Annotated in this window: 18 protein-coding genes and 1 pseudogene; 11 read left to right on the top strand and 8 right to left on the bottom strand. The window is 64.3% G+C overall.

The window, feature by feature from the left end; genetic code table 11:
* Window positions 1–38: 38 nt before the first annotated feature.
* On the bottom strand, window positions 39–827 hold the full coding sequence (locus MRBLSP13_RS16930) for an AcvB/VirJ family lysyl-phosphatidylglycerol hydrolase (protein ID WP_363755644.1): 789 nt from the start codon (window positions 825–827) through the stop codon (window positions 39–41).
* Window positions 828–1059: 232 nt separating this feature from the next.
* Here MRBLSP13_RS16930 and MRBLSP13_RS16925 point away from each other — a divergent pair, with 232 nt between their 5' ends.
* The 3 genes from MRBLSP13_RS16925 to MRBLSP13_RS16915 are packed head-to-tail and all read left to right on the top strand — an operon-like array spanning window position 1060 to window position 3545.
* Window positions 1060–2301, top strand: a complete 1242-nt coding sequence (locus MRBLSP13_RS16925; RefSeq protein ID WP_363755642.1) for a glycosyltransferase family 4 protein — start codon at window positions 1060–1062, stop codon at window positions 2299–2301.
* Between the two features lie 10 nt (window positions 2302–2311).
* On the top strand, window positions 2312–2833 hold the full coding sequence (locus MRBLSP13_RS16920; RefSeq protein ID WP_363738846.1) for a sigma-70 family RNA polymerase sigma factor: 522 nt from the start codon (window positions 2312–2314) through the stop codon (window positions 2831–2833).
* Window positions 2826–3545, top strand: coding sequence for an anti-sigma factor family protein (locus MRBLSP13_RS16915; RefSeq protein WP_363738844.1), 720 nt, complete (start codon window positions 2826–2828; stop codon window positions 3543–3545). Before MRBLSP13_RS16920 ends, MRBLSP13_RS16915 begins: the two co-directional genes overlap by 8 nt.
* Window positions 3546–3606: 61 nt before the next feature.
* On the opposite strand, the gene MRBLSP13_RS16910 is transcribed toward MRBLSP13_RS16915, so the two are convergent.
* Entirely contained in the window at window positions 3607–3774 is a 168-nt protein-coding gene (locus MRBLSP13_RS16910) for a hypothetical protein (RefSeq protein ID WP_363738842.1), read from the bottom strand.
* Window positions 3775–4005: 231 nt separating this feature from the next.
* Between MRBLSP13_RS16910 and MRBLSP13_RS16905 the strand changes: the two genes are divergently transcribed.
* From MRBLSP13_RS16905 to MRBLSP13_RS16880, 6 genes are all read left to right on the top strand, one after another.
* Window positions 4006–7329, top strand: coding sequence for a glycosyltransferase (locus tag MRBLSP13_RS16905; RefSeq protein ID WP_363738840.1), 3324 nt, complete (start codon window positions 4006–4008; stop codon window positions 7327–7329).
* A 106-nt stretch (window positions 7330–7435) separates the two neighbouring features.
* Window positions 7436–7732, top strand: a complete 297-nt coding sequence (locus MRBLSP13_RS16900; RefSeq protein WP_363755640.1) for a hypothetical protein — start codon at window positions 7436–7438, stop codon at window positions 7730–7732.
* 72 nt (window positions 7733–7804) lie between these two features.
* A complete protein-coding gene (locus MRBLSP13_RS16895; protein WP_133653516.1) occupies window positions 7805–8221 on the top strand; it encodes a PDZ domain-containing protein in 417 nt (138 codons plus the stop codon).
* The gene (locus MRBLSP13_RS16890; RefSeq protein ID WP_133653517.1) at window positions 8218–8904 is read left to right on the top strand and encodes a winged helix-turn-helix domain-containing protein; all 687 of its coding nucleotides are present in this window, start codon (window positions 8218–8220) and stop codon (window positions 8902–8904) included. The genes MRBLSP13_RS16895 and MRBLSP13_RS16890 overlap by 4 nt, the downstream gene beginning before the upstream one ends.
* 158 nt (window positions 8905–9062) lie before the next feature.
* Window positions 9063–10385: a sensor histidine kinase gene (locus MRBLSP13_RS16885; RefSeq protein WP_414714720.1), complete on the top strand. Its 1323-nt coding sequence runs from the start codon at window positions 9063–9065 to the stop codon at window positions 10383–10385.
* 306 nt (window positions 10386–10691) lie between these two features.
* Entirely contained in the window at window positions 10692–11681 is a 990-nt protein-coding gene (locus tag MRBLSP13_RS16880; RefSeq protein ID WP_363738834.1) for a LacI family DNA-binding transcriptional regulator, read from the top strand.
* Between the two features lie 122 nt (window positions 11682–11803).
* Here the strand turns inward: MRBLSP13_RS16880 and MRBLSP13_RS16875 are convergent, their stop codons facing one another.
* Window positions 11804–13240: a family 16 glycosylhydrolase gene (locus MRBLSP13_RS16875; RefSeq protein ID WP_414714719.1), complete on the bottom strand. Its 1437-nt coding sequence runs from the start codon at window positions 13238–13240 to the stop codon at window positions 11804–11806.
* A gap of 252 nt (window positions 13241–13492) precedes the next feature.
* Window positions 13493–13845, bottom strand: a pseudogene (locus MRBLSP13_RS16870) (tyrosine-type recombinase/integrase).
* Here MRBLSP13_RS16870 and MRBLSP13_RS16865 point away from each other — a divergent pair.
* Window positions 13844–14752: a sigma-54 interaction domain-containing protein gene (locus tag MRBLSP13_RS16865; RefSeq protein WP_363738831.1), complete on the top strand. Its 909-nt coding sequence runs from the start codon at window positions 13844–13846 to the stop codon at window positions 14750–14752. The pseudogene MRBLSP13_RS16870 and the gene MRBLSP13_RS16865 overlap by 2 nt on opposite strands.
* Before the next feature lie 397 nt (window positions 14753–15149).
* Here the strand turns inward: MRBLSP13_RS16865 and MRBLSP13_RS16860 are convergent, their stop codons facing one another.
* Genes MRBLSP13_RS16860 through MRBLSP13_RS16850 form a run of 3 tightly spaced genes read right to left on the bottom strand, consistent with a single transcriptional unit; the run spans window position 15150 to window position 16632 of the window.
* Window positions 15150–15473 (bottom strand): putative quinol monooxygenase, encoded by a 324-nt coding sequence (locus MRBLSP13_RS16860; protein WP_363738829.1) that lies wholly within the window; start codon window positions 15471–15473, stop codon window positions 15150–15152.
* Window positions 15470–16273, bottom strand: coding sequence for an alpha/beta fold hydrolase (locus MRBLSP13_RS16855; RefSeq protein ID WP_363738827.1), 804 nt, complete (start codon window positions 16271–16273; stop codon window positions 15470–15472). The genes MRBLSP13_RS16860 and MRBLSP13_RS16855 overlap by 4 nt, the downstream gene beginning before the upstream one ends.
* Window positions 16270–16632 (bottom strand): nuclear transport factor 2 family protein, encoded by a 363-nt coding sequence (locus MRBLSP13_RS16850; protein ID WP_363738825.1) that lies wholly within the window; start codon window positions 16630–16632, stop codon window positions 16270–16272. The genes MRBLSP13_RS16855 and MRBLSP13_RS16850 overlap by 4 nt, the downstream gene beginning before the upstream one ends.
* Before the next feature lie 107 nt (window positions 16633–16739).
* Between MRBLSP13_RS16850 and MRBLSP13_RS16845 the strand changes: the two genes are divergently transcribed.
* On the top strand, window positions 16740–17537 hold the full coding sequence (locus tag MRBLSP13_RS16845; RefSeq protein ID WP_363738823.1) for a helix-turn-helix domain-containing protein: 798 nt from the start codon (window positions 16740–16742) through the stop codon (window positions 17535–17537).
* A gap of 386 nt (window positions 17538–17923) precedes the next feature.
* Here the strand turns inward: MRBLSP13_RS16845 and MRBLSP13_RS16840 are convergent, their stop codons facing one another.
* On the bottom strand, window positions 17924–18844 hold the full coding sequence (locus tag MRBLSP13_RS16840) for a polysaccharide deacetylase family protein (protein ID WP_363755638.1): 921 nt from the start codon (window positions 18842–18844) through the stop codon (window positions 17924–17926).
* Window positions 18845–18958: the final 114 nt, after the last annotated feature.

The raw sequence follows: 18958 nt of genomic DNA, 5'->3' as shown, positions 1-18958 counted from the left end.
CCCTCTCCTTTCCCGATCAATCACCGTCCTAGGCGCATTCAGATTGCGGGAGGCTCTGCGCTGCCTGAACTTTTGGCAATGTTCGGCGGCGCGGCAGGCAAGGCACGCAGCAGGGTTTCCGCCACCCGCTGCGAATCATCGTCCAGGAAATGGCCGCCGGGCAGGCCGATGACGCGCACATTGGACTGGCGCCAGCCGGGGCAGAGGCTCCCGCTTTCCTCGATGCCGTGGATGCACAGTACCGGGGCCCAATCCAGTGCCCGGGCGACGGGAGTAGCCGGGCCGTCGTCGCCGAAGTCGAACACGCCGCCCGGCGTGGCGCGAAACAGCATGGTGTCGGCCGGGACGATCAGCACGACCATGGCGACGCGGGACCGCAACCGGGGCGGCAGGCGCTCCAGCCCGGCGAGCAATATATTGGCGCCGAAGGATTGCCCGGCCAGCACCAGCCTGCGCGCGCCCGGCAGCGAGAGGGCGCGGCGTGCCGCCTGCTCCACCAGAGCCGCACTTTCCTGCAGCGAGCGGCGGCGGGCAAAGGCTGTCAGCGAATTGACCCCGATCACCGGAACGCCCTGTCGCGCCACATGGCCGGCGATGACCGGCCCCATGCCCGTATTGAATCCCATGTCACCGGAGAAGAAGACCGCGACCGTACCATCCTGCCGGGGCGATTGTGCCGGAAGGACGGTGAAGAGCTGCCCGTCGGGATAGCCCAGATAACGGCAATAGGCCGCGCCCGCGACGGCGAGGACGGCAATCACCGCCAGGGCCAGACGAACCCGTCGCCGGGGCCGCCCTGCCCCACCATGGCGGCGCTGTTTCAGCATTTATCGCCCCCTGGGACAGAACGGACCATGGCAAGGGATGGATGCTGAAATCCGGTCAGCATGAGCAAGGGCGAACATGGAGTCACCCACCCAGCCTAGAGCGATTTCCAGCCGATCGGAACTGATCGCCGGTCAGGAAGTCGCGGAAAATGAAAACAGTCGAGCCGGTCATCTTCCTGCAAAAGCCCGACTGCCCATGGAATAGTCAGATGATGCCGGGCGTATATCGGCGATGGACAATGCCGCCGATCTTCGTTCCCGTTCGATACGCTTGCCCACATCCGGCCTCGCGCTGACGAAGGCGTTGCGCCGTCCGCTGCGGGTCGCCCTGTTTTCCGGCAATTATGATTGCGTGCGGGACGGCGCCAATCAGGCGCTCAACCGGCTTGTCGCCTATCTGCTCCACCGCCTGCGGGCAGAGGTCCGGATCTATTCGCCGACGGCGCCACGCAAAGCATTCGAATCGGTGGGGGACGTGCGCTCCGTCCGTTCGATCAGCATCCCCGGGCGTCCCGAATATCGCGTCGCGCTGGGCTTCCCCCGCGCCGTCAGGGAGGATTTCGAGGCATTCGCACCCGACATCGTGCATCTTTCCGCCCCCGACCTGCTGGGACGGCAGGCACAGAAACATGCGCGCGCGCTCGGCATCCCGGTCGTCGCGAGCCTGCATACCCGCTTCGAAACCTATCTCGATTATTATCGCCTGTCTTTCCTGCGCGGGCCGGTGGAGCGCTATCTGGATCGCTTTTATGACGATTGCGATCGCATCCTTTGTCCGACGCAGCCAATCGCCCAGGACATGGCGGCGCGCTTCGGTACGGAACGGGTGACGATCTGGGGACGGGGCATCGACCCGGACTGTTTCCGCCCCACGCTGCGCGACGAGGGCCTCCGCGCGCGCCTCGGCCACGCGCCCGGCGATGCGGTGCCGCTGTTCTTCGGGCGGCTGGTGATGGAAAAGGGGCTTGCCGTCTTCGCCCGGACGATCGCGGCTGTCCGTGCCGAGGGCCTGGCGGTGCGCCCGCTGATCGTCGGCGAAGGCCCGGCGCGGAACTGGCTGGCGGAACATCTGCCCAATGCCACCTTCATGGGCCATTTGTCGGGTGAAGAACTGGGCCGGGCCGTTGCCAGCGCCGACATATTGATCAACCCTTCGGTCACGGAGGCATTCGGCAATGTCAATCTGGAGGCGATGGCATCCGGCCTAGCCATCGTGTCCGCCGATGTGCCCAGCGCATCGACCATGATCGCCCATGGCCGCACCGGGCTGCTGGTGCCGCCGGCGGATGTCGGGGCCTATGCGGCGGCGGTGGCGGACCTTGTTCGCCGACCCCGTCGCCGCGCTGCGCTGGGTGCCGCGGCGGCCGCTGCGGCGGCGTGCTTCACCTGGGACGACGTGCTCGACGATGTGGCGCGCTGCTATGGCGCACTGGTGCACGTCCCGCTTGCAACGCCGACGGCGCGGGCCGCATGATAGGGCCGAGATGAACGAGGGCTCCGACATCAGGGATGATCTGGTCGCGATGCGGCGCTATGCCCGCTCGCTGACCCGCGACGATCAGGATGCCGACGACGTCGTGCAGGACGCCATCGTCCGCGCCATAGAGCGCCAGGAAACGTTCCAGCCCGACCGCAACCGCCGCCGCTGGCTGCTGGCGATCGTCCATAATGTCTTCTTCTCGTCGAAACGGCGCGAGGCGTCCGAGGCTCGGCGCAACGACCGCTTTGCCGAAACGCTGGTCGACCGGCTGGAGCCCGGGCAGGAGGAGCATGCCCGGCTTGTCCAGATCGCACGGCAGTTCGCCGCTTTGCCCGAACATCAGCGCGCCGTGCTTCATCTGACCGCTATCGAGGGCTTCAGCTACCAGCAGGCAGCAGAGGCTCTGGAAGTGCCCGTGGGCACGGTGATGTCAAGGCTGGCGCGTGCGCGCGCCGCGCTCAGGGAAAAGGAAGAGGGGCAGCAGGGAGCGGCTGGCCTCCGGTTGATAGGAGGAAGCGATGACTGATCGTCCGACCGATATGGAGATCGACGCCTATATCGACGGTGAACTGGATGTGGAGCGACGCTTTGTCGTGGAAACCCATCTTTCGCACCAACCCGACCTTGCAGCGCGCGTGATGGGCGATCTCAGCATCCGTAGCGCGCTGCGGATGCTGACACATGACCGGCGGCCGGTGCCCGCCCGCCTGGCGGACATGGCAGGACGGCTTACGCGGCCGCAGAAAAGCCGCTGGCGCGGCCTGATGCCGGCGGGCCTCGCCACCTCTGGCCTGGCAGCAGCGCTTGCCGTGTGGGTATCGGGGATCGAACGCCCCCCATCCTATGTCAACTATGCCGTCGCCTCGCACCGGATCGCCATGCTGCGCGCCGATATGCGTTCGCAGATCGAAGCCCCCCGCTTCGACGCGCGGGAAGTGGCGCGCAACACCCGCATCGCCATGCCCCAATTGCCCGATGACTGGCATGTCACCGACGTCCAGCTTTTCCCGACCGACAAGACGCCCGCCCTGCTGATGGCGGTGCGCACTGAAACGGGACATAGGATGACGATCTTCGCCGTGCATCAGAAGACCGCCGCGCCCGAGCATCCCGATGCGGTGCGGGAGGGCGAACAGTCCGTGGCCTATTGGCGGCGCGGCGACATGTCCTACGCCCTTACCGGAGACCAGGAACCGGGCTTTATGGACGCGACGGCGGAGGCGCTGACGCGGATCTGAGGGGCAGCTTTCCGCTGCGATGAGGGACGCCGCGCGGACGGCAGCAAGCCCGCAGCCATTGTCACCGCAATTCCAGCGAGGGTTCCATCCGTTCGCTTTTCTCGGTCGATGGCGCCAGGGCTTCGGGGCCGCGGTCCAGCAGCACGCGGTCGGGCTCCCGCAACAATTCGCGCTTCATGGCGTCACTCCAGCGACCCCAGTGCCGACCGATTGCAGAGCGCCATTCCATATTTCTTCTCCTGCGAATCGAGACGCGGTCTTATCTAGTGTTCAGATAGAGATTTGTCTTTCAAGCTTTGCTGATCATCGGGGTAGAAAAGCTTGGCCGGGCGTGCCGCGACGCGTGCCCGCATCCCCGCATCCCTGAGAGGATTCATGACCAATAGTTCATGAGCGGCTCATTGGCCCGGCATGACCCACCGCGTAAAGGCGGTCCCGAAACAGGGCGACAGCGCGAACCATGAGCAGACCAATCTTCTTCGATCCCACCGGCCGCCGGGGGCTTTGGGCGCGGCGCCTGCTGGCGGGCGCATTGCTGTTTATCCTGCTGGGCGCGATCGCCTTCGCCACCACGCTGGTCGCCGTCCCGTCGGAAGGTGACCTTGCGTTGCCCCTGCCCCAGCCGCATGCGGCGCGCCTGTCGGGCATATCGTCGCTGCGGCACGATATCGCCAAATGGCTGCCGCATTGGGGCAAGCGTCACGTGCAGGCCCGGCCGCTCAACATCGGCTTCTACATGCCCGGCGACGAAGGCAGCATCGCGTCGCTGCGCCGCCATGTCGCACAGCTCGACTGGGTGGTGCCGGCGCTGGTCACCATATCGGGTTCCGGCCAGCCCATCCACGTCGCCAGCGACCCCGCGTTCGACCGCATGATCGCCGCCATGCCCCGGCCGCCCAAAGTGCTGCCCATGGTGCAGAATATCGGCAGCGAAAGCTGGGACGGCGCGGGTGCGGCGCGGCTGTTGCGCGATCCGGCTGCGTCGCAGGCACTCGCCCGGCAGCTAGGCGGCTTTGTTGCCCGCAACCATGAGGCGGGGCTGGTCATGGACCTGGAATCGCTGCCGGGCAATGCCATGCCCGGCTATCTGCGCTTCCTCCAATTGCTGCGCGCGGCCATGCCGCATGGCACGCAGATCGCGCTGACCGTGCCCGCGGGCGAACAGGGCTGGCCGCTTGCCCGCTTCGCCGCTGTGGCCGACCGGGTGATCCTGATGGATTACGATCAGCATTGGCAGGGTGGCGAGCCGGGCCCCATCGCCGCGCAAGGATGGTTCGCGCGGGAAGCCGAGACCGCCTTGCGTGAAATCGGCGCGGACCATATCGTCGTCGCGCTGGGCAGCTATGCCTATGACTGGCATGGCGGCACCGCCGATGCCCTGTCGCTGGACGAAGCGTGGCTGGCCGCGCATGACAGCGACGCCCGTCCGCTTTACGACGCCGCGAGCGGCAATGCCGGCTTTGCCTATGACGAGGCCGGGCAGCGCCACCAGATCTGGATGCTGGACGCCGCCGCGAGCTGGAACGAGCTGTTGGTGCTGAAGCGGCTGGGCATCCAGAGCGTCGCGCTCTGGCGGCTGGGCAGCGAAGACCCTGGCATCTGGTCGGACCTGACCGCCTGGCGCAACGGCGGCCGCCCGAAGCTGGACGTGATGGCGAGCACGCTGGATACGGATGTCGAGGGCTCCGGGGAGATATTGCGGATCACCGCCACGCCCACGCAGGGCCATCGCGCCATCACCTTCGGGCAGCAGGGAACGATCGCGCAGGAAATCTATGAAACGATGCCGACGCCCTATCAGGTGCAGCGTACCGGTGCGCAGGACCCCAAGAAGCTGGCCCTCACCTTCGACGACGGGCCGGACGCGGAATGGACGCCCAAAATATTGAACGTGCTGGAACAGACCCACACGCCAGCGACCTTCTTCGTGATCGGGGAAAATGCGCTGGAGCATCCGGGCCTGCTGGAGCGGATCGTTGCCGACGGGGACGAGATCGGCAATCACACCTATGACCATCCCAATCTCGCCACATGGTCCGAAGAGCCGACCCGGCTGCAGCTCAACGCCACCCAACGGCTGGTGCAGGCCTATACCGGGCGCAGCACGCGGCTGTTCCGTGCACCCTATTTCGGGGACGCGGAACCGACCACCGCGGACGAACTGGGGCCCGCGCTGACGGCGCAGAAGCTGGGCTATACGGTGGTTGGGCTGCACGTTGACCCCAATGACTGGCAGCGTCCCGGCGCCGATGCCATCGTGCAGCAGGTGATCGATCAGGTGCATGCGGCCGACAGCGAGCGGTCGGCGAACATCGTGCTGCTGCACGATGGCGGCGGCGAACGGTCGCAGACGGTGGCCGCGCTTCCCCGCATCATCGCGCAGCTGAGGGCCGAGGGCTATCGCTTCGTGCCGGTGTCCCAACTTGCCGGGCTGCCGCAGAATGCCGCCATGCCGCCGGTCAAGGCCAGCGACCTGCTGGCAGTGCGGGTCGACGTCGCCGCATTCGTGGTGCTGGCGACACTTTCCGCGCTGCTCGGCTGGATCTTCTACGTCGCCATCTCCCTGGGGCTGGCGCGGGCGGTGTTGATGACGCTGCTCGCCTGGTTCCAGGCGCGGCGGGGGCGGCCGACGCCACCGGATCATCAGCCGACCGTCTCCGTCATCATCCCCGCCTATAATGAGGCGCGGGTGATCGAAGAATCGGTGCGCCGCGTGCTGGCCAGCGACTATCCGGGCCTTCAGCTGATCGTCGCCGACGACGGGTCGAAGGACGCAACCAGCGCCATTGTTGCAGAGGCCTTCGCCAACGATCCGCGCGTCACGCTGCTGACGCTGCAGAATGGCGGCAAGGCGGCGGCGCTCAACCGCGCGCTGCAGGAGGCGACCGGAGAAGTCGTCATCGCGCTGGACGCCGACACGCAGTTCGAGCCGGCGACGATCCGCCGCCTTGCCCGCTGGTTCGCCGACCCCGCACTGGGCGCGGTGGCGGGCGACGCGCGGGTGGGCAATCGCGTGAACCTCGTCACCCGCTGGCAGGCGGTGGAATATATCACCGCGCAGAATCTGGAACGGCGTGCGCTGGCCGGCTTCGACGCGATAACGGTGGTGCCGGGCGCGGTCGGCGCTTGGCGCCGCGCGGCGCTGGACGCCGTTGGAGGCTATCCGGAAAACACGCTGGCAGAGGACCAGGATCTCACCATCGCGATCCAGCGCGCAGGCTGGCGCGTCACCTATGATCCCGAAGCGGTCGCATGGACCGAGGCGCCCGAAAGCTTCAGGACGCTGGCCAAGCAGCGCTATCGCTGGGCCTTCGGCACGCTGCAATGCCTGTGGAAGCATCGCCGCATCCTGCGCGATAGGAAGCCCACCGGCCTTGCCCTGGTCGGCCTGCCCCAGGCCTGGCTGTTCCAGATATTGTTCGCGGCCATTTCGCCCCTGATCGACCTGGCGCTCATCACCTCCATCATCGGCACGCTGGTCCGCGTGCACCAGCATGGCTGGGCGCAGACCAGCAACGATGTGTGGACGATGGGCGTCTACTGGCTGGCCTTCACCGGCATCGACGTCCTCTGCGGCTGGGTGGCCTATGCGCTCGACAATCACGACGTGCGCTATCCGCCGCACCTGCTGGTGGCGCAGCGCTTCGTCTACCGCCAGATCATGTACTGGGTCGTGGTGCGGGCGATCGCGTCGGCCATTGGCGGCTGGGTGGTCGGCTGGGGCAAGCTGGAACGGACAGGCCGGGTCGCCGTCACCCAGCCAGGCATTCCGTCCGGGGCATGAACAAAGCTTAACATGACTTGGCAGCGCACCCGCTTCATCCTTCAATCGGCGGCGGAGATCCCGTCAGGACGGGCAAAGCGCCGCCAGCAAGTGAAGGAGATGATCCATGAAATACCTGATCTTCCCTCTCGTCGCTTTGGGCATGGGCACAGCCGCCATGGCGCAGGCGCCCAGCACCCCGCCCAGTCCGCCCAGTTCCTATCCCCCCTGCTCCAAGACCGTGACCGACGAATGCACCAGCTCGTCGGGCGAAATGATGCACCATGCCGCACGCCCGGCCGCCCATCACAAGGCAGCACACCACAAGGCCGCAGCACATCACAAGGTCGCCGCACGGCATCACAGGACAGCGCATGCCGCCAAGCCCGCAGCCGAAGGCACGCCGGCGCCGAAACCCTCCTGATGCCGGCACGGCCGGGGAAGGATGGGACGCCGCCATCCTTCCCCGGCGCGACGGGGATGGGGGAGTAGGCGGATGACGAAGCGACCGATCGACAGGAACGCGACCGGCCTGCTGCTGGCCGGACTGGCGCTGTGCGCGCTGCTCATGAGCGGCGCCTTCTTCATGCATGTCCGCCGCGTCACGGACGGCCATATCGAAGCGGCGGCGGCCAAGGCCCGCGCGCTGCCCGGCATCACCCTGACCGACGGAAGCTGGCCCGACGGTCGCCCGGCGGTCGTCGTCACCAGCATGGAAACGGACGGGGAAGCCGCGCGCCTGGGCATCAGCGTCGGCGACGATGTGGTCAGCCTGAACGGCACGCCGATAAGCTCGCTGGATCAAGCCAGCACCTATCTGTTACATCATTCCCAGCCAAAGATAGCGCTGGGGCTGAAACATGCGGATCATATGCGCGTGGTGATGCTGGACCGGCCGGAAAGGGAGCAATGAGCCACAAGATTCTGGTGGTCGAGGACGATGCAGCCACCGCCGCCTACGTCGCCAAGGGCATGGGCGAGGCAGGCTTCACCGTCGACCGGGCGGACAATGGCCGGGACGGCCTGTTCCTGGCGAGCGACGGCAGCTATGGCGCGATCATCCTGGACAGGATGATGCCGGCGATGGACGGGATGGCGATGCTGAAGGCCCTGCGCGCGGCGGAGATCGAGACGCCGGTCATCATCCTTTCCGCGCTGGGAACGCCGGAGGACCGGGTAGAGGGGCTGACCAGCGGCGCGGACGATTATCTGGTAAAGCCCTTCGCCTTTGCCGAACTGATGGCGCGGGTGCAGTTGCTGCTGCGGCGGAGCGGCGGCAGCAGCGCGGTCGTCACCAGCCTGCGGCACGCGGATCTGGAAATGGATTTGCTTTCCCGGCGGGTGAAGCGGGGGTCGCGGAATATCGACCTGCAACCGCGCGAATTCCGCCTGCTGGAATATTTTCTGCGCCATCCCGACCAGGTGGTGACGCGCACCATGCTGCTGGAAGGCGTATGGGACTATCATTTCGATCCGGGCACCAACGTCATCGACGTGCATGTCAGCCGCCTGCGCCGCAAGCTGGACGAAGGCGGGGACAAGCCGCTGCTGCACACGGTGCGCGGCATGGGATACCGGCTGGGGCCGGAGGGCTGAGGGCGGGCGGAAAGCAGGGTGGTCTCAAGCTCAAGATCACCTACTTCGCCCTCCCCCCTTCCGGAACTTGACCAGCGGCTGAGGAGGCCCCGACCATCCCTGGAAACCATCCTTCCCGTCGTTGGTTCGGTTTTGTCCGATCGACCATCGGGCGGTTCGTGGGTCTGGCCTTTCTCTGCCAGTTCCTGGTGACCGGCGGCGTGCTGCTGTTCGTGCAGCAAGCAAGCCAGCGTACCGTCGTCGCCGCCGATCGTCAGGCGGCGGAGGATGCCCGCGACGACCTGCTTGCGCTCCATCGCAGCGGAGGGACCGCCGCCCTGCGCACAGAGATCGCCCGACGTTTCCGCGCGGTCGAGGGGGAGCGCGCCGTGCTGCTGCTGACCGATCCGTCAGGCCGCCCCGTCAGCGGCAATCTGGGCGCCTGGCCTGCCGGACTGGCCGCTGACGGACGCTGGCAGATCATCTCGCTCTACCGCGTCGGCCGCGACGAGCCCGAGCCGATGGGCGTCATCCCGATAAGGTTGAAGGATAACACTCAATTGCTGGTCGGCATGGTGGTTTCCAACAGCCTGCAACTTACCCGCATCTATGAGGAGGCGCTGACCGCCGCCTTTGCAATAAGCCTGGTCCTGGCGCTGGGCAGCGCGATCATGCTGGGCCGCATCCTGGCGCGGCAGGTTTCGGACATCGCGGAAACCGCCAATGACGTGGCTGTCGGCGCGCTCGACCGGCGTGTGCCGACCGACGGCAGCGGCGACGCCTTCGACCGCCTGGGCCAGTCGATCAACGCCATGCTGGAACGAATCGACGCCCTGGTGACGCAGTTGCGCATGATGACCGACGGCCTTGCCCACGACCTCAAATCCCCGGTGACGCGCCTGATTTCCGTTGTCGAGCAAGCAAGCGCCCAAACCGCCGACGACACCGCGCTCGACGCACTGGAAAAGGTGCATCATGAGGCGCAGACGCTGCGATCCATGCTCACCACGGCGCTACTGATCAGCCGGACCGAAGCGGGATTCGGCGGCGACCAGCGGCGCGACACCGATGTCATGGAACTGCTGCGCGATGTGGGCGAGATCTACGGCCCGCTGGTGGAGGACAGCGGCTTTGCGCTGACGATCGCGGCCGCCGATCCGCTGGTCTTTCCGCTCCATCGCGAACTGGTGAGCCAGTCGCTCGCCAATCTGATCGAAAATGCGCTCTATTATGCTGAGGGGGGCGATCGCATAGAAATCAGCGCGGCGATCGACAATGGCGATCTGCTGATCACCGTGGCCGACAACGGTCCGGGGATTCCGGCAGAGAGCCGGGCCGCCGCCCTGAAGCGCTTCGGACGGCTCGATCCGGCGCGCGGCAAACCGGGATCGGGACTGGGCCTGTCGCTGGTCGAAGCGGTGGGGCGGCTGCACAACGGCATGGTGACGCTGGCTGATAATGGGCCCGGACTGAAGATCCTGCTGACCTTGCGGCGACCCTGAAAAGCGCATCCCGGGCAACGATCAGGGCGTGCAGTTCCACCGACCGCTGCCCAGGATGGTATCCGTTGTCGTGCTTGGAGAGTATGACAACGTTGTCCAATCGATGTAGACCCCTGTGGCTGCCAGATCAAGGGCATTTTTTCGTGACAATCCCTGCAGGAGTGCGCCCGGCCCGCCTGGCAGCAACGGCGGCTTCGCAAGAGGAACCTCGGGCCGCGGACAAACCGGGTAAACGCTGTTCCATCCCCCGGCCTTCCATGGCAAGAGCGGTGCCATGACGGCCCTTTTTCCCATTCAGTACTGCTGATGTCCAACATTCACGACGTTGCGGCCCTGGCCGGCGTATCCATCAAGTCCGTTTCGCGCGTGGTCAACAAGGCGCCCAATGTGAGCGAGGAACTGCGCGAACGGGTGACGACGGCGATCCGCCAGCTTGGCTATCGGCCCAACCAGTCGGCGCGGCGGCTGGCCGGCGGGCGGTCTTTCATGATCGCCTTCCTCTACAACAATCCCGCCCCTTCCTATAACAGCGGCATTCAGTCCGGCGCGGCGAACCGATGCCGGGACATGGGCTATCATCTGGTGGTCGAACCCATGCCGCTGTCGGGGGAGGAGCGCTTTGCCATTCTCGACCGGCTGGTGGCGGCGCTGCGGCCAGATGGCGTCTTCCTGGTGCCACCCCTGTCCGATGATGCGCAGTTGCTCCAGCGCCTGTCCGAACTGAAGCTGCCCTGCGCCCGCATCGCCGGCTCAGTGATGGCGGAGAGCTTCAACATCCCGACGCCGGAACGCGCGGGGGGACGGATGGTCGCGGATCATCTGATCGGCCTTGGCCATCGCCGCATCGGCGTGATCACTCCGCCCGCCAGCCACAAGGCGGCGATGCAACGCGTCGAGGGTTTTCGCGACGGCATGGCCGCGGCGAAGCTGCCGCTCGATCCGCTGTTGTTCGTGGAGGGCGCCTTCGATTTCGAGTCCGGCATCAGCGCAGGCACGCATTTGCTGACCCAGGACCAGCGTCCCACCGCCATCTTCGCGACCAATGACGACATGGCGCTTGGCACCCTGACCGTCGCGCATCGGATGAAACTGCGCGTGCCGGAGGATCTGTCAGTGGTCGGCTTCGACGATACGCCCGCCGGCCTCACGGCCTGGCCGCCGCTCACCACCGTCAGCCAGCCGCTTGAGGAGATGGGCCGTGCCATGATCGACGCCCTGGCTGGAAGCGCCGATGATGCACCGCATTTCACTTTCGACCTGGTGCAGCGCGACAGTTCCGGCCCGGCGCCCGCGTGACGGTTTGACGGCTCATCCCTGACCATGAAATGATCAGCTGGGATGGCGCTGAAAAACGGGCCGGATCGCCCCGGTGATAGCGCAAACGCGACCCTTCCGATCCGGCACCCTGCCTCATCCCGTCAATTGGAATAGATTTTGATATCCTTGACGATCATATCACCCGAGCCATCGGCATAATCGCCATTGGTTTTTACAGCGACATCCATGATCGGATACCAGCGGAAGCCGGCGAACGGATTGACCGCCTGATAGGTTTCCTTGCCATCGATGAACCAGGTTATGTAGTCGGGCTGGATATCCACGGCAAAGCTGTGAAAACCCTTGGTGAACCCGCCGATGCCGTAGACCTCGTCGCTGTTCATGAATATGCCCTCCTGGAAGGTGCGGGTGATATTGGCGCCGCCATGCAGGGTGTTGGCGGTATAACGGTCGAAATCCCACCAACTCTCGAAGCCGAACCCCTCGTAGATATCGATCTCCGGCGGCCAACCGGCCGTGGAGATGAGCCAGAAAGCCGGCCATGACCCGCGCCGGTCGGGCATTTTGGCAGTGAATTCATATTGGCCATAGCCGATCTGGACTGGCCTGGTGTTGTGGCCGCTGAGGACGACCGAGCCGTAAACATAGGGGACGCCGTCCCACTCCAGCGGCTGTTTCAGTTTCTGGGTGTGCATGACAAGCCCTTCATCCGTGTAGCGCAGCGGCGCCTCGATCCCGGCATCACGATATACCCAGCCATCGAGATAAATGCCGGTTTCCTGGTTGCCCGGCTGCGAGCGGCCGTTGGGCAATTTGGTGGACCAGGCCTTGTCATGGCCTGCATCGGACCACTTCAATGTGTCCCGGCTCATCCGCCACTGAAGCGTGCCGCTTGGGCTGAAGGTTCGGGGTTCCCGGCCTTCTGTCTGCGCCGGCGTTGCTTCCTTCTGAAAGTCGCACTGCACATAGGCGCGGTCGGTGCCCATCATCCCGCCCCAGGGTGCCTCAACGAACCGGACGATGAAATCAGCCCCAGGGATCCCAAGGATGATCGGCACCTCCACCGTCTTGGTAAGCGGATCGCCCGGGCGGAAGATGACGGATTTATAGATGGGTTGGTAATTGATTCCGGCAACGCCTCTCACCAGACCGGTCCCATCCTCTGTCATGACCCTGGCAATCACGGTGTTCGGGGTGGGCCGGTCCAGGCTGATCGGAACATATGCTATGGTGGACCCGGGCCGATAGGTGGCTGGCCCGACGGATGCTGTGGCTCTTTCCGGATATCGAGTGCCATTGGCGAAGTCGAAACTGGCAAAATCCCCGGCATCCATCGACAGGGAGGAAGCAGCCGCCAACTGCTGCATGGATGCATCGTCTATGGCGGAGCGCATGAATGCCAATGTGCTGAACGCGTCGTCCGAAGCATGACGGCCATCTGTCGCCGCGAGCCGCGCTGTTCCACCTGAACGTTGAAAATTGACATTTGAGGTCAGACCCCAAGCGCTGACACAAACCACAAAAAGACATGCGAACAAAGCGCTCGAAAGCGAGCGCGAGAACGATGATTTTTTCATGATGCAACCCCCGTTGCTTTTTAGGCCGATTGGCCTTTTGTCCGCTCCTCCTTCAAGGGCAGATAGTCTCCGGCAATGTAGCCGTTCGAGTCTATCACATTGATTATCATATATTTTATTGCATCTGAAACGATCCTGAATGCGCGCCTCATCGGCTTTGCAGCACCTTTCATCGTGCTGCCTGCGGATGGCGTTTGGGACTGCGTGCCCGGATTGGTGAATCGCACGGAAGCAAACAGGGCTGCTGCTATCTTAACCCATGTTGTACAGATTCCCGGCAGACCGGAGGGACGGAGCGATCTCGATGCCTTCGGCCAGCGTCAGGCCGTCTTCTACATCGACGCCGAGATATCGGACCGTGTTCTCGATCTTGGAATGCCCGAGCAGGATTTGGACCGCGCGGAGATTGCCCGTGCCTTATAGATGATGGAGGCCTTTGTTCTACGCAGAGAGTGCGTGCCATCGCGGAGCCGCCTCTTTCGGTCGAACCAAAATCGAATTTCCCAAATCTGTTTGGACTTCAACGCGCGCTTTGAATCAACCTTCCTGTCCGCATTCCAGGCGGGGCGTTCTGAAAAGGCGGGGTCATACACTGAATGTCCCATGACACATCTCTGTTGGCCGCAGGTGGCCCGCGTCGCGCCCACCCAGTTGCCGGTGATGGTGCTGGGTCCAAGCGGCACCGGCAAGGAACTGGTAGCTCGCGCGATCCATACGACCTCTCCGCGCGCCGCAAAGCCGCTGGTCCCCGTTCATTGCGGCGCTGTGCCCGCGGACCTGTTGGAAAGCGAGCTGTTCGGCCATTTGAAGGGCAGCTTCACAGGTGCGCATGCCGATCGGCCGGGTCTGGTCGAAGCAGCGTCGGAAGGCACGCTTTTCCTCGATGAGATTGGGGAAATGCCAGCGGCGATGCAGGTCAAACTGCTGCGCTTTCTGGAGGACGGCAGCTATCAGCCTGTCGACGCGCGGGAGATGCGCCATGCCGATGTGCGGATCGTGGCCGCCACCCATCACAATCTGGAAGACGCCATTGCCGATGGCAGTTTCCGAGAGGATCTCTACTATCGCCTGCGCGGTCTGGTGCTGCGGACGCCTGCACTGGATGAACGGCCTGACGATATTGCGATGCTGGGCCGCCTGTTTCTGGGTCGTGCCAGCAACGGGGAGGGAATATTCGCCCCGGACGCGCTGGCGTGGCTGACGGCCCGACGCTGGCCGGGCAATGTGCGCGAACTGCGCGCAGCGGTAGAATGCGCGACCGCTCTTGCGCCCAGAGGTGCAACCGGCGTCACAATCAGCGCGGGCGACCTTGCGTTCGCCACAGGCGAAGTTGCGACTTCGGCACCCGCCCCGACAAATCAGACGCTGGAAGAGGAAATCGTCGCTCTGGAAAAGCGTCGGATCGTCGAGGCGCTCGACCGAACGGGGCATAATCATACGCATGCCGCGCGCGACCTAGGCCTGTCGCGAGTGGGGTTGCTCAAGAAAATGGACCGGATGGGCTTGCGCTAAATGGACACGCGCATGGTCGGGCTTCACGATAGCTGGTCGATCGAAACCCAGTCATCGGGACGCCACCAGCATTCGTCGCTACCGGTGCGGACTGCGCGTAAGCCGTCGATCCAGTTTGGGGTAGGAAACTGCCTTGCGGCAAGCGACCATTTGCGGAAACTTCGTTCGATATGGAAGTTCGCGAAGAGCGGACATCACTCTGTGCAGGTTTCAGCCAAAGCACGAACCCGCTTCGCGGGAGGGTCGCTTGGGGTGACGTAGCCGTCATTCGAACATAGGGCCACGAACGGCAAGTGTTGAAGAGATCGGACATTCAAGCAATCGACCAGGAAGGCGCCGATGGAGGGCCAAAGTCTTTTGGGTTCGAAGCCTGAAAGACTAGGCCCTGCGTGGAGCATCATCGTGATAGATCATCCGTAGCGGAAGCCCGCCATTGCGGATGCCAGGTCTCGATCTCGCGCGGTCGTTCGAGAAGTTCGCCGAGCGCCGCATGCCAGGCCGTGCGGTAGGGGCGGAGCAGCTGGACCTGCAACACGTCCTCGGGATCCGACCATGTTTCGTGAAGCTGGAAGCGGTTCGGTCGGTCGGGATCGACGTGCAGCGCCGCGTGGATGAAGCTCGCCGCGTGACGCATCGCCTCCAGCACCGGGTCGAGCAAGGCCCGGAAACGCTGCAGCCGATCCGGCCTGACATGGAACGTGATGACATAGGTCTCGCTCATCGCGGGATCCTCTGCGCGATATCGGTGGCAAGGCGCGCCGCATCGGTCACCATCACGCCGTGCGCCACCCCTGCATATATCAGAAGCTCGGCCTGGGGGATGATGGCCGCATAGCGCAGGGCGCTTGCCTCGATCGGTGCGGAAGCGTCGCGGTCGCCATGGAGGATGAGCACCGGCACATCGATCGCTGCGGCGTCTGCGGTCAGGTCGGCCTCCACGATCGTGCGCTGGAACGCCACCACCGCGCGGCGGGAACAGTCCATGACCATCGAAGCCATCCAGTCGTTCAGACGCGGGGGCGAACCGGGGGCGAAAGGCTCGATATTGTCGTCGATCCATCCCGACAGGTCACCGGCAAGTTGCATGCACAGGGCATCGAGCATCTGCGGTGTCAGGCCATTCTCTCCTGGCGCGGCCATGACGCGCGGGCCGGTCGCCCCGACCAGCACCAGCCGGGATACCCGCGCGCTTCCGTACCGGGCCAGATACCGCATTGCTTCCCCACCCGCGCCCGAATGCGCGACCAGCGTCACGTCGCGCAGATCCAGCGCATCGATCACCGCGCGTAGATCGTCGGCGAGGGAATCGTAATCGCAGCCGCCCCAATCGGTCGATCTGCCATGCCCTCTTCGATCATAGGCGATGGTGCGCAGCCCCATCGCGTTCATCAGGGTCATCGTTTCGCCCCAGATGCGCGAGTCCATCGCCCAGCCTGCGAGGAGAAGCATCGGCGGACCGCTGCCCCAGTCGCGCACGAACAGGGAGTGGCCGTCGCCACGCGCGACGAACGGCGGGGTCATGCCTCGCCTCCATCGAGGAAGCCGATGACCTCGGCGATGCGACCGTTTGCGTCCAGCCGTACGACGTCGGTTCCCGCCACGACGGGCACGCCGCCGTTGGGGGCGAGCGTCCAGGAAAAGCGCACGAAATCGCCGTGTCCATCGGGTGTTCCGGCGAGGGCGAAGCTGTGACCGGGAAACTGCGCGCGCGCGCCGCCGATCATTGCGGCGATGCCGTCATGCCCTGCGTCCTGCATCATCGGATCGGCATAGCGTGCATCCACGCTCCAGGTCTGGGACAGGCGTTCGCGGCGCGACGCAGCATCAGCGTCATTCCACAAGGCGACGTAGGCGCGGGCGATGGCATATGGGTCGGTCATGTTGGATCTCCTGTGCTACCGATCGGCAAGGTGACGCATCATGCGGAGCAATGCGATTACCTGGTGGGTAATCGCATCCGCACAGCAGGACGATAGGAGATGTCCCCATGGCAACGCGACTTCAGAGCGTGGGTGATATATTGCGCGACTGGCGTGGGCGACGTCGGTTGAGCCAGTTCGACCTTGCCGGGGAGGCGGAGGTCTCGACCCGGCACCTCAGCTTCGTCGAGAGTGGCCGCGCCGCGCCGAGCCGCGACCTGCTGCTCCGTCTCGCCGGACCTCTGGCGCTGCCGCTACGCGAGCGGAACCGGCTTCTGCTGGCGGGGGGATATGCGCCGATCTATTCGGAGCGTTCGATCGACGAGCCGGACATGGCTGCGGCACGCCAAGCCGTCGATGCCGTGCTGCGCGGGCACATGCCCTATCCCGCGCTGGCGGTTGACCGGCACTGGAACCTCGTTCTGGCGAACGAGGCTGCAGGTGCGTTGCTGGCGGATGTAGCTCCAGCGCTTCACGAAGCGCCGGTGAACGTGCTGCGGGCAAGCCTTCATCCCCGAGGATTGGCAGCCCGGATTGTTAACCTGCCGGAGTGGCGGCATCATGTGCTGACCCGTCTGCGCGACGAGGCCGACCGTGCCGGCGATCCGGTGCTCGCTGCACTCCACGACGAACTTCGTGCTTTACGCGCCCCGGCGAGCCGTCATCCTCCCGGGCCCGGCGGGCGTATCGCCGTGCCTCTCGTTCTGCGCGGTTCGAGTGACGGCCAAAACCTCAGCTTCATCTCCACAACGACCGTATTCGGGAGCGCCACCGACATCACGCTCGCCGAACTAACGCTCGAATGCTTCTATCCCGCGGATGACCAAACCCGGCTAGCGCTGCGCCCGACAGATCAGCGGGGATAACCGCTACCATCCGAATCAGTCGCTGTGCGATCGTACCTCAAACGGCCTGATCGCGTCTGATAGCCACACTCCTACGCAAGTGCAGCATTGTTTGGCCATTCAATCGCTGCGATTTTTTACCTCGAAAGATCTGTCGCATTGGTGAAACCGATTCTGAACTCGGCCTCTGTGACACCCACCCGGATCTCGAGTCAGTAGGCGGGCAATGGGATCGATAAGTCTGCTATCGGCAGAAGCTGCCATGTAAATTCGCTCGTCGAACGGCGTAAGCTAGGTCGCAAGCTACCGCTTCAAAGGTAGCCTGTGGAGTGGCAAATGCCGCCAACATAGCCGACATTGGGAAGTCGGCATGCGATCCTCAAACCGGTCGTATGTTCACGTCTCGTTTAGGAATTATTGCGGCATAGGGTTTTCAGACTGCCAGGACGATGCAGCTTTGCAATCGCGTCGATATCAATGTTTTTTTGGCGAGCGATGCGCTCCATCATCAGCTGATTTCCAGTCCATGGGTCATCACCATTATAGGCTGGATCGCGCTGTACCGCTGTCAGGCTCACATAACGCGCGCCTGCGACGTCCAGCCTTGCCAGCACCTCGGGCAGCATGACCGCGCCCCAACCGCTCAGATGAGTCAACAATATCTGAGGAATCATGCGGCCATAGACCTTGTGCGAAAGCGACTTCATCCGCACGATCCCCTGGTCGATATTTTTCAGATATTGCGCCTTCATGGTTGCGATTGCGGCGGTGTCCCCCTTGGCGAGGCAACGGGCATAGGCTTCGCTATAGGCCCAGTCGTCGAAACTGACTGTGGCTTCGGCAATCCGATATCCCCGCTGCTTCAAGAACGCCATGGCGCTGTCATGCTGGGCCCGATCCCTGCCCGCTGCCATGTTGGGAAAGCGGAAATAATGCCAATCCGCTCCGTCCATCCGGCGGGCGATCTCCTGCTCGCCGGTCACGACATCGGTTTTCCATTGCTCGAAAGAGGACGCGCGGTTCAGGTTCAAATGACTGTAGGAATGATTGCCTAACGGATAGCCGGCGCGGCGCCAGCTATCCAGAACCTTGCCTCCGTCCTTGTCCCGTTGCAGTTTCGCGACGTTCACGAGGCCGTAGGCTTCAGGCACCCCGTGCTGCTTCAATGCCTTGATATAAAGTTCGGCAATGGACAGTCGGGTCATCCCGGTAGGCAATCGGCCATTTCCGGTCAGATCGTCCACCGTTATGGCGATGTCGAAGGGCCGTCTATCTCCGGAATAATCGGCGGAAGACCGCGGCGCAGCGACCAGCATGAGCGCAGTCATCGCGACCAGGACCGCGACTCCTACTCCTATCATCTTCACCCTGCCTCGGAGGGAGCGTCGCCCAGGCACAGCAGAGCCGTCAGCGAGCGACTTTCCGATTTTCCTGAATGTAGC

The organism is Sphingobium sp. LSP13-1-1.1, from assembly GCF_040676415.1.
GTDB lineage: Bacteria > Pseudomonadota > Alphaproteobacteria > Sphingomonadales > Sphingomonadaceae > Sphingobium.
The sequence above is the reverse complement of the archived record's forward strand: the minus strand, read 5'-3'. Positions and strand labels throughout refer to the sequence as shown.

Excerpts from the sequence above, each read along its gene's own strand:
- MRBLSP13_RS16900 (WP_363755640.1), top strand. The coding sequence starts at position 7,436 with ATGAAATACCTGATCTTCCCTCTCGTCGCTTTGGGCATGGGCACAGCC.
- MRBLSP13_RS16925 (WP_363755642.1), top strand. The coding sequence starts at position 1,060 with ATGGACAATGCCGCCGATCTTCGTTCCCGTTCGATACGCTTGCCCACA.
- MRBLSP13_RS16915 (WP_363738844.1), top strand. The coding sequence starts at position 2,826 with ATGACTGATCGTCCGACCGATATGGAGATCGACGCCTATATCGACGGT.
- MRBLSP13_RS16845 (WP_363738823.1), top strand. The coding sequence starts at position 16,740 with ATGGCAACGCGACTTCAGAGCGTGGGTGATATATTGCGCGACTGGCGT.
- MRBLSP13_RS16895 (WP_133653516.1), top strand. The coding sequence starts at position 7,805 with ATGACGAAGCGACCGATCGACAGGAACGCGACCGGCCTGCTGCTGGCC.
- MRBLSP13_RS16865 (WP_363738831.1), top strand. The coding sequence starts at position 13,844 with ATGACACATCTCTGTTGGCCGCAGGTGGCCCGCGTCGCGCCCACCCAG.
- MRBLSP13_RS16855 (WP_363738827.1), bottom strand. The coding sequence starts at position 16,273 with ATGACCCCGCCGTTCGTCGCGCGTGGCGACGGCCACTCCCTGTTCGTG.
- MRBLSP13_RS16930 (WP_363755644.1), bottom strand. The coding sequence starts at position 827 with ATGCTGAAACAGCGCCGCCATGGTGGGGCAGGGCGGCCCCGGCGACGG.
- MRBLSP13_RS16840 (WP_363755638.1), bottom strand. The coding sequence starts at position 18,844 with ATGACTGCGCTCATGCTGGTCGCTGCGCCGCGGTCTTCCGCCGATTAT.
- MRBLSP13_RS16905 (WP_363738840.1), top strand. The coding sequence starts at position 4,006 with ATGAGCAGACCAATCTTCTTCGATCCCACCGGCCGCCGGGGGCTTTGG.
- MRBLSP13_RS16850 (WP_363738825.1), bottom strand. The coding sequence starts at position 16,632 with ATGACCGACCCATATGCCATCGCCCGCGCCTACGTCGCCTTGTGGAAT.
- MRBLSP13_RS16860 (WP_363738829.1), bottom strand. The coding sequence starts at position 15,473 with ATGAGCGAGACCTATGTCATCACGTTCCATGTCAGGCCGGATCGGCTG.
- MRBLSP13_RS16890 (WP_133653517.1), top strand. The coding sequence starts at position 8,218 with ATGAGCCACAAGATTCTGGTGGTCGAGGACGATGCAGCCACCGCCGCC.
- MRBLSP13_RS16920 (WP_363738846.1), top strand. The coding sequence starts at position 2,312 with ATGAACGAGGGCTCCGACATCAGGGATGATCTGGTCGCGATGCGGCGC.
- MRBLSP13_RS16880 (WP_363738834.1), top strand. The coding sequence starts at position 10,692 with ATGTCCAACATTCACGACGTTGCGGCCCTGGCCGGCGTATCCATCAAG.
- MRBLSP13_RS16875 (WP_414714719.1), bottom strand. The coding sequence starts at position 13,240 with ATGAAAAAATCATCGTTCTCGCGCTCGCTTTCGAGCGCTTTGTTCGCA.
- MRBLSP13_RS16910 (WP_363738842.1), bottom strand. The coding sequence starts at position 3,774 with ATGGAATGGCGCTCTGCAATCGGTCGGCACTGGGGTCGCTGGAGTGAC.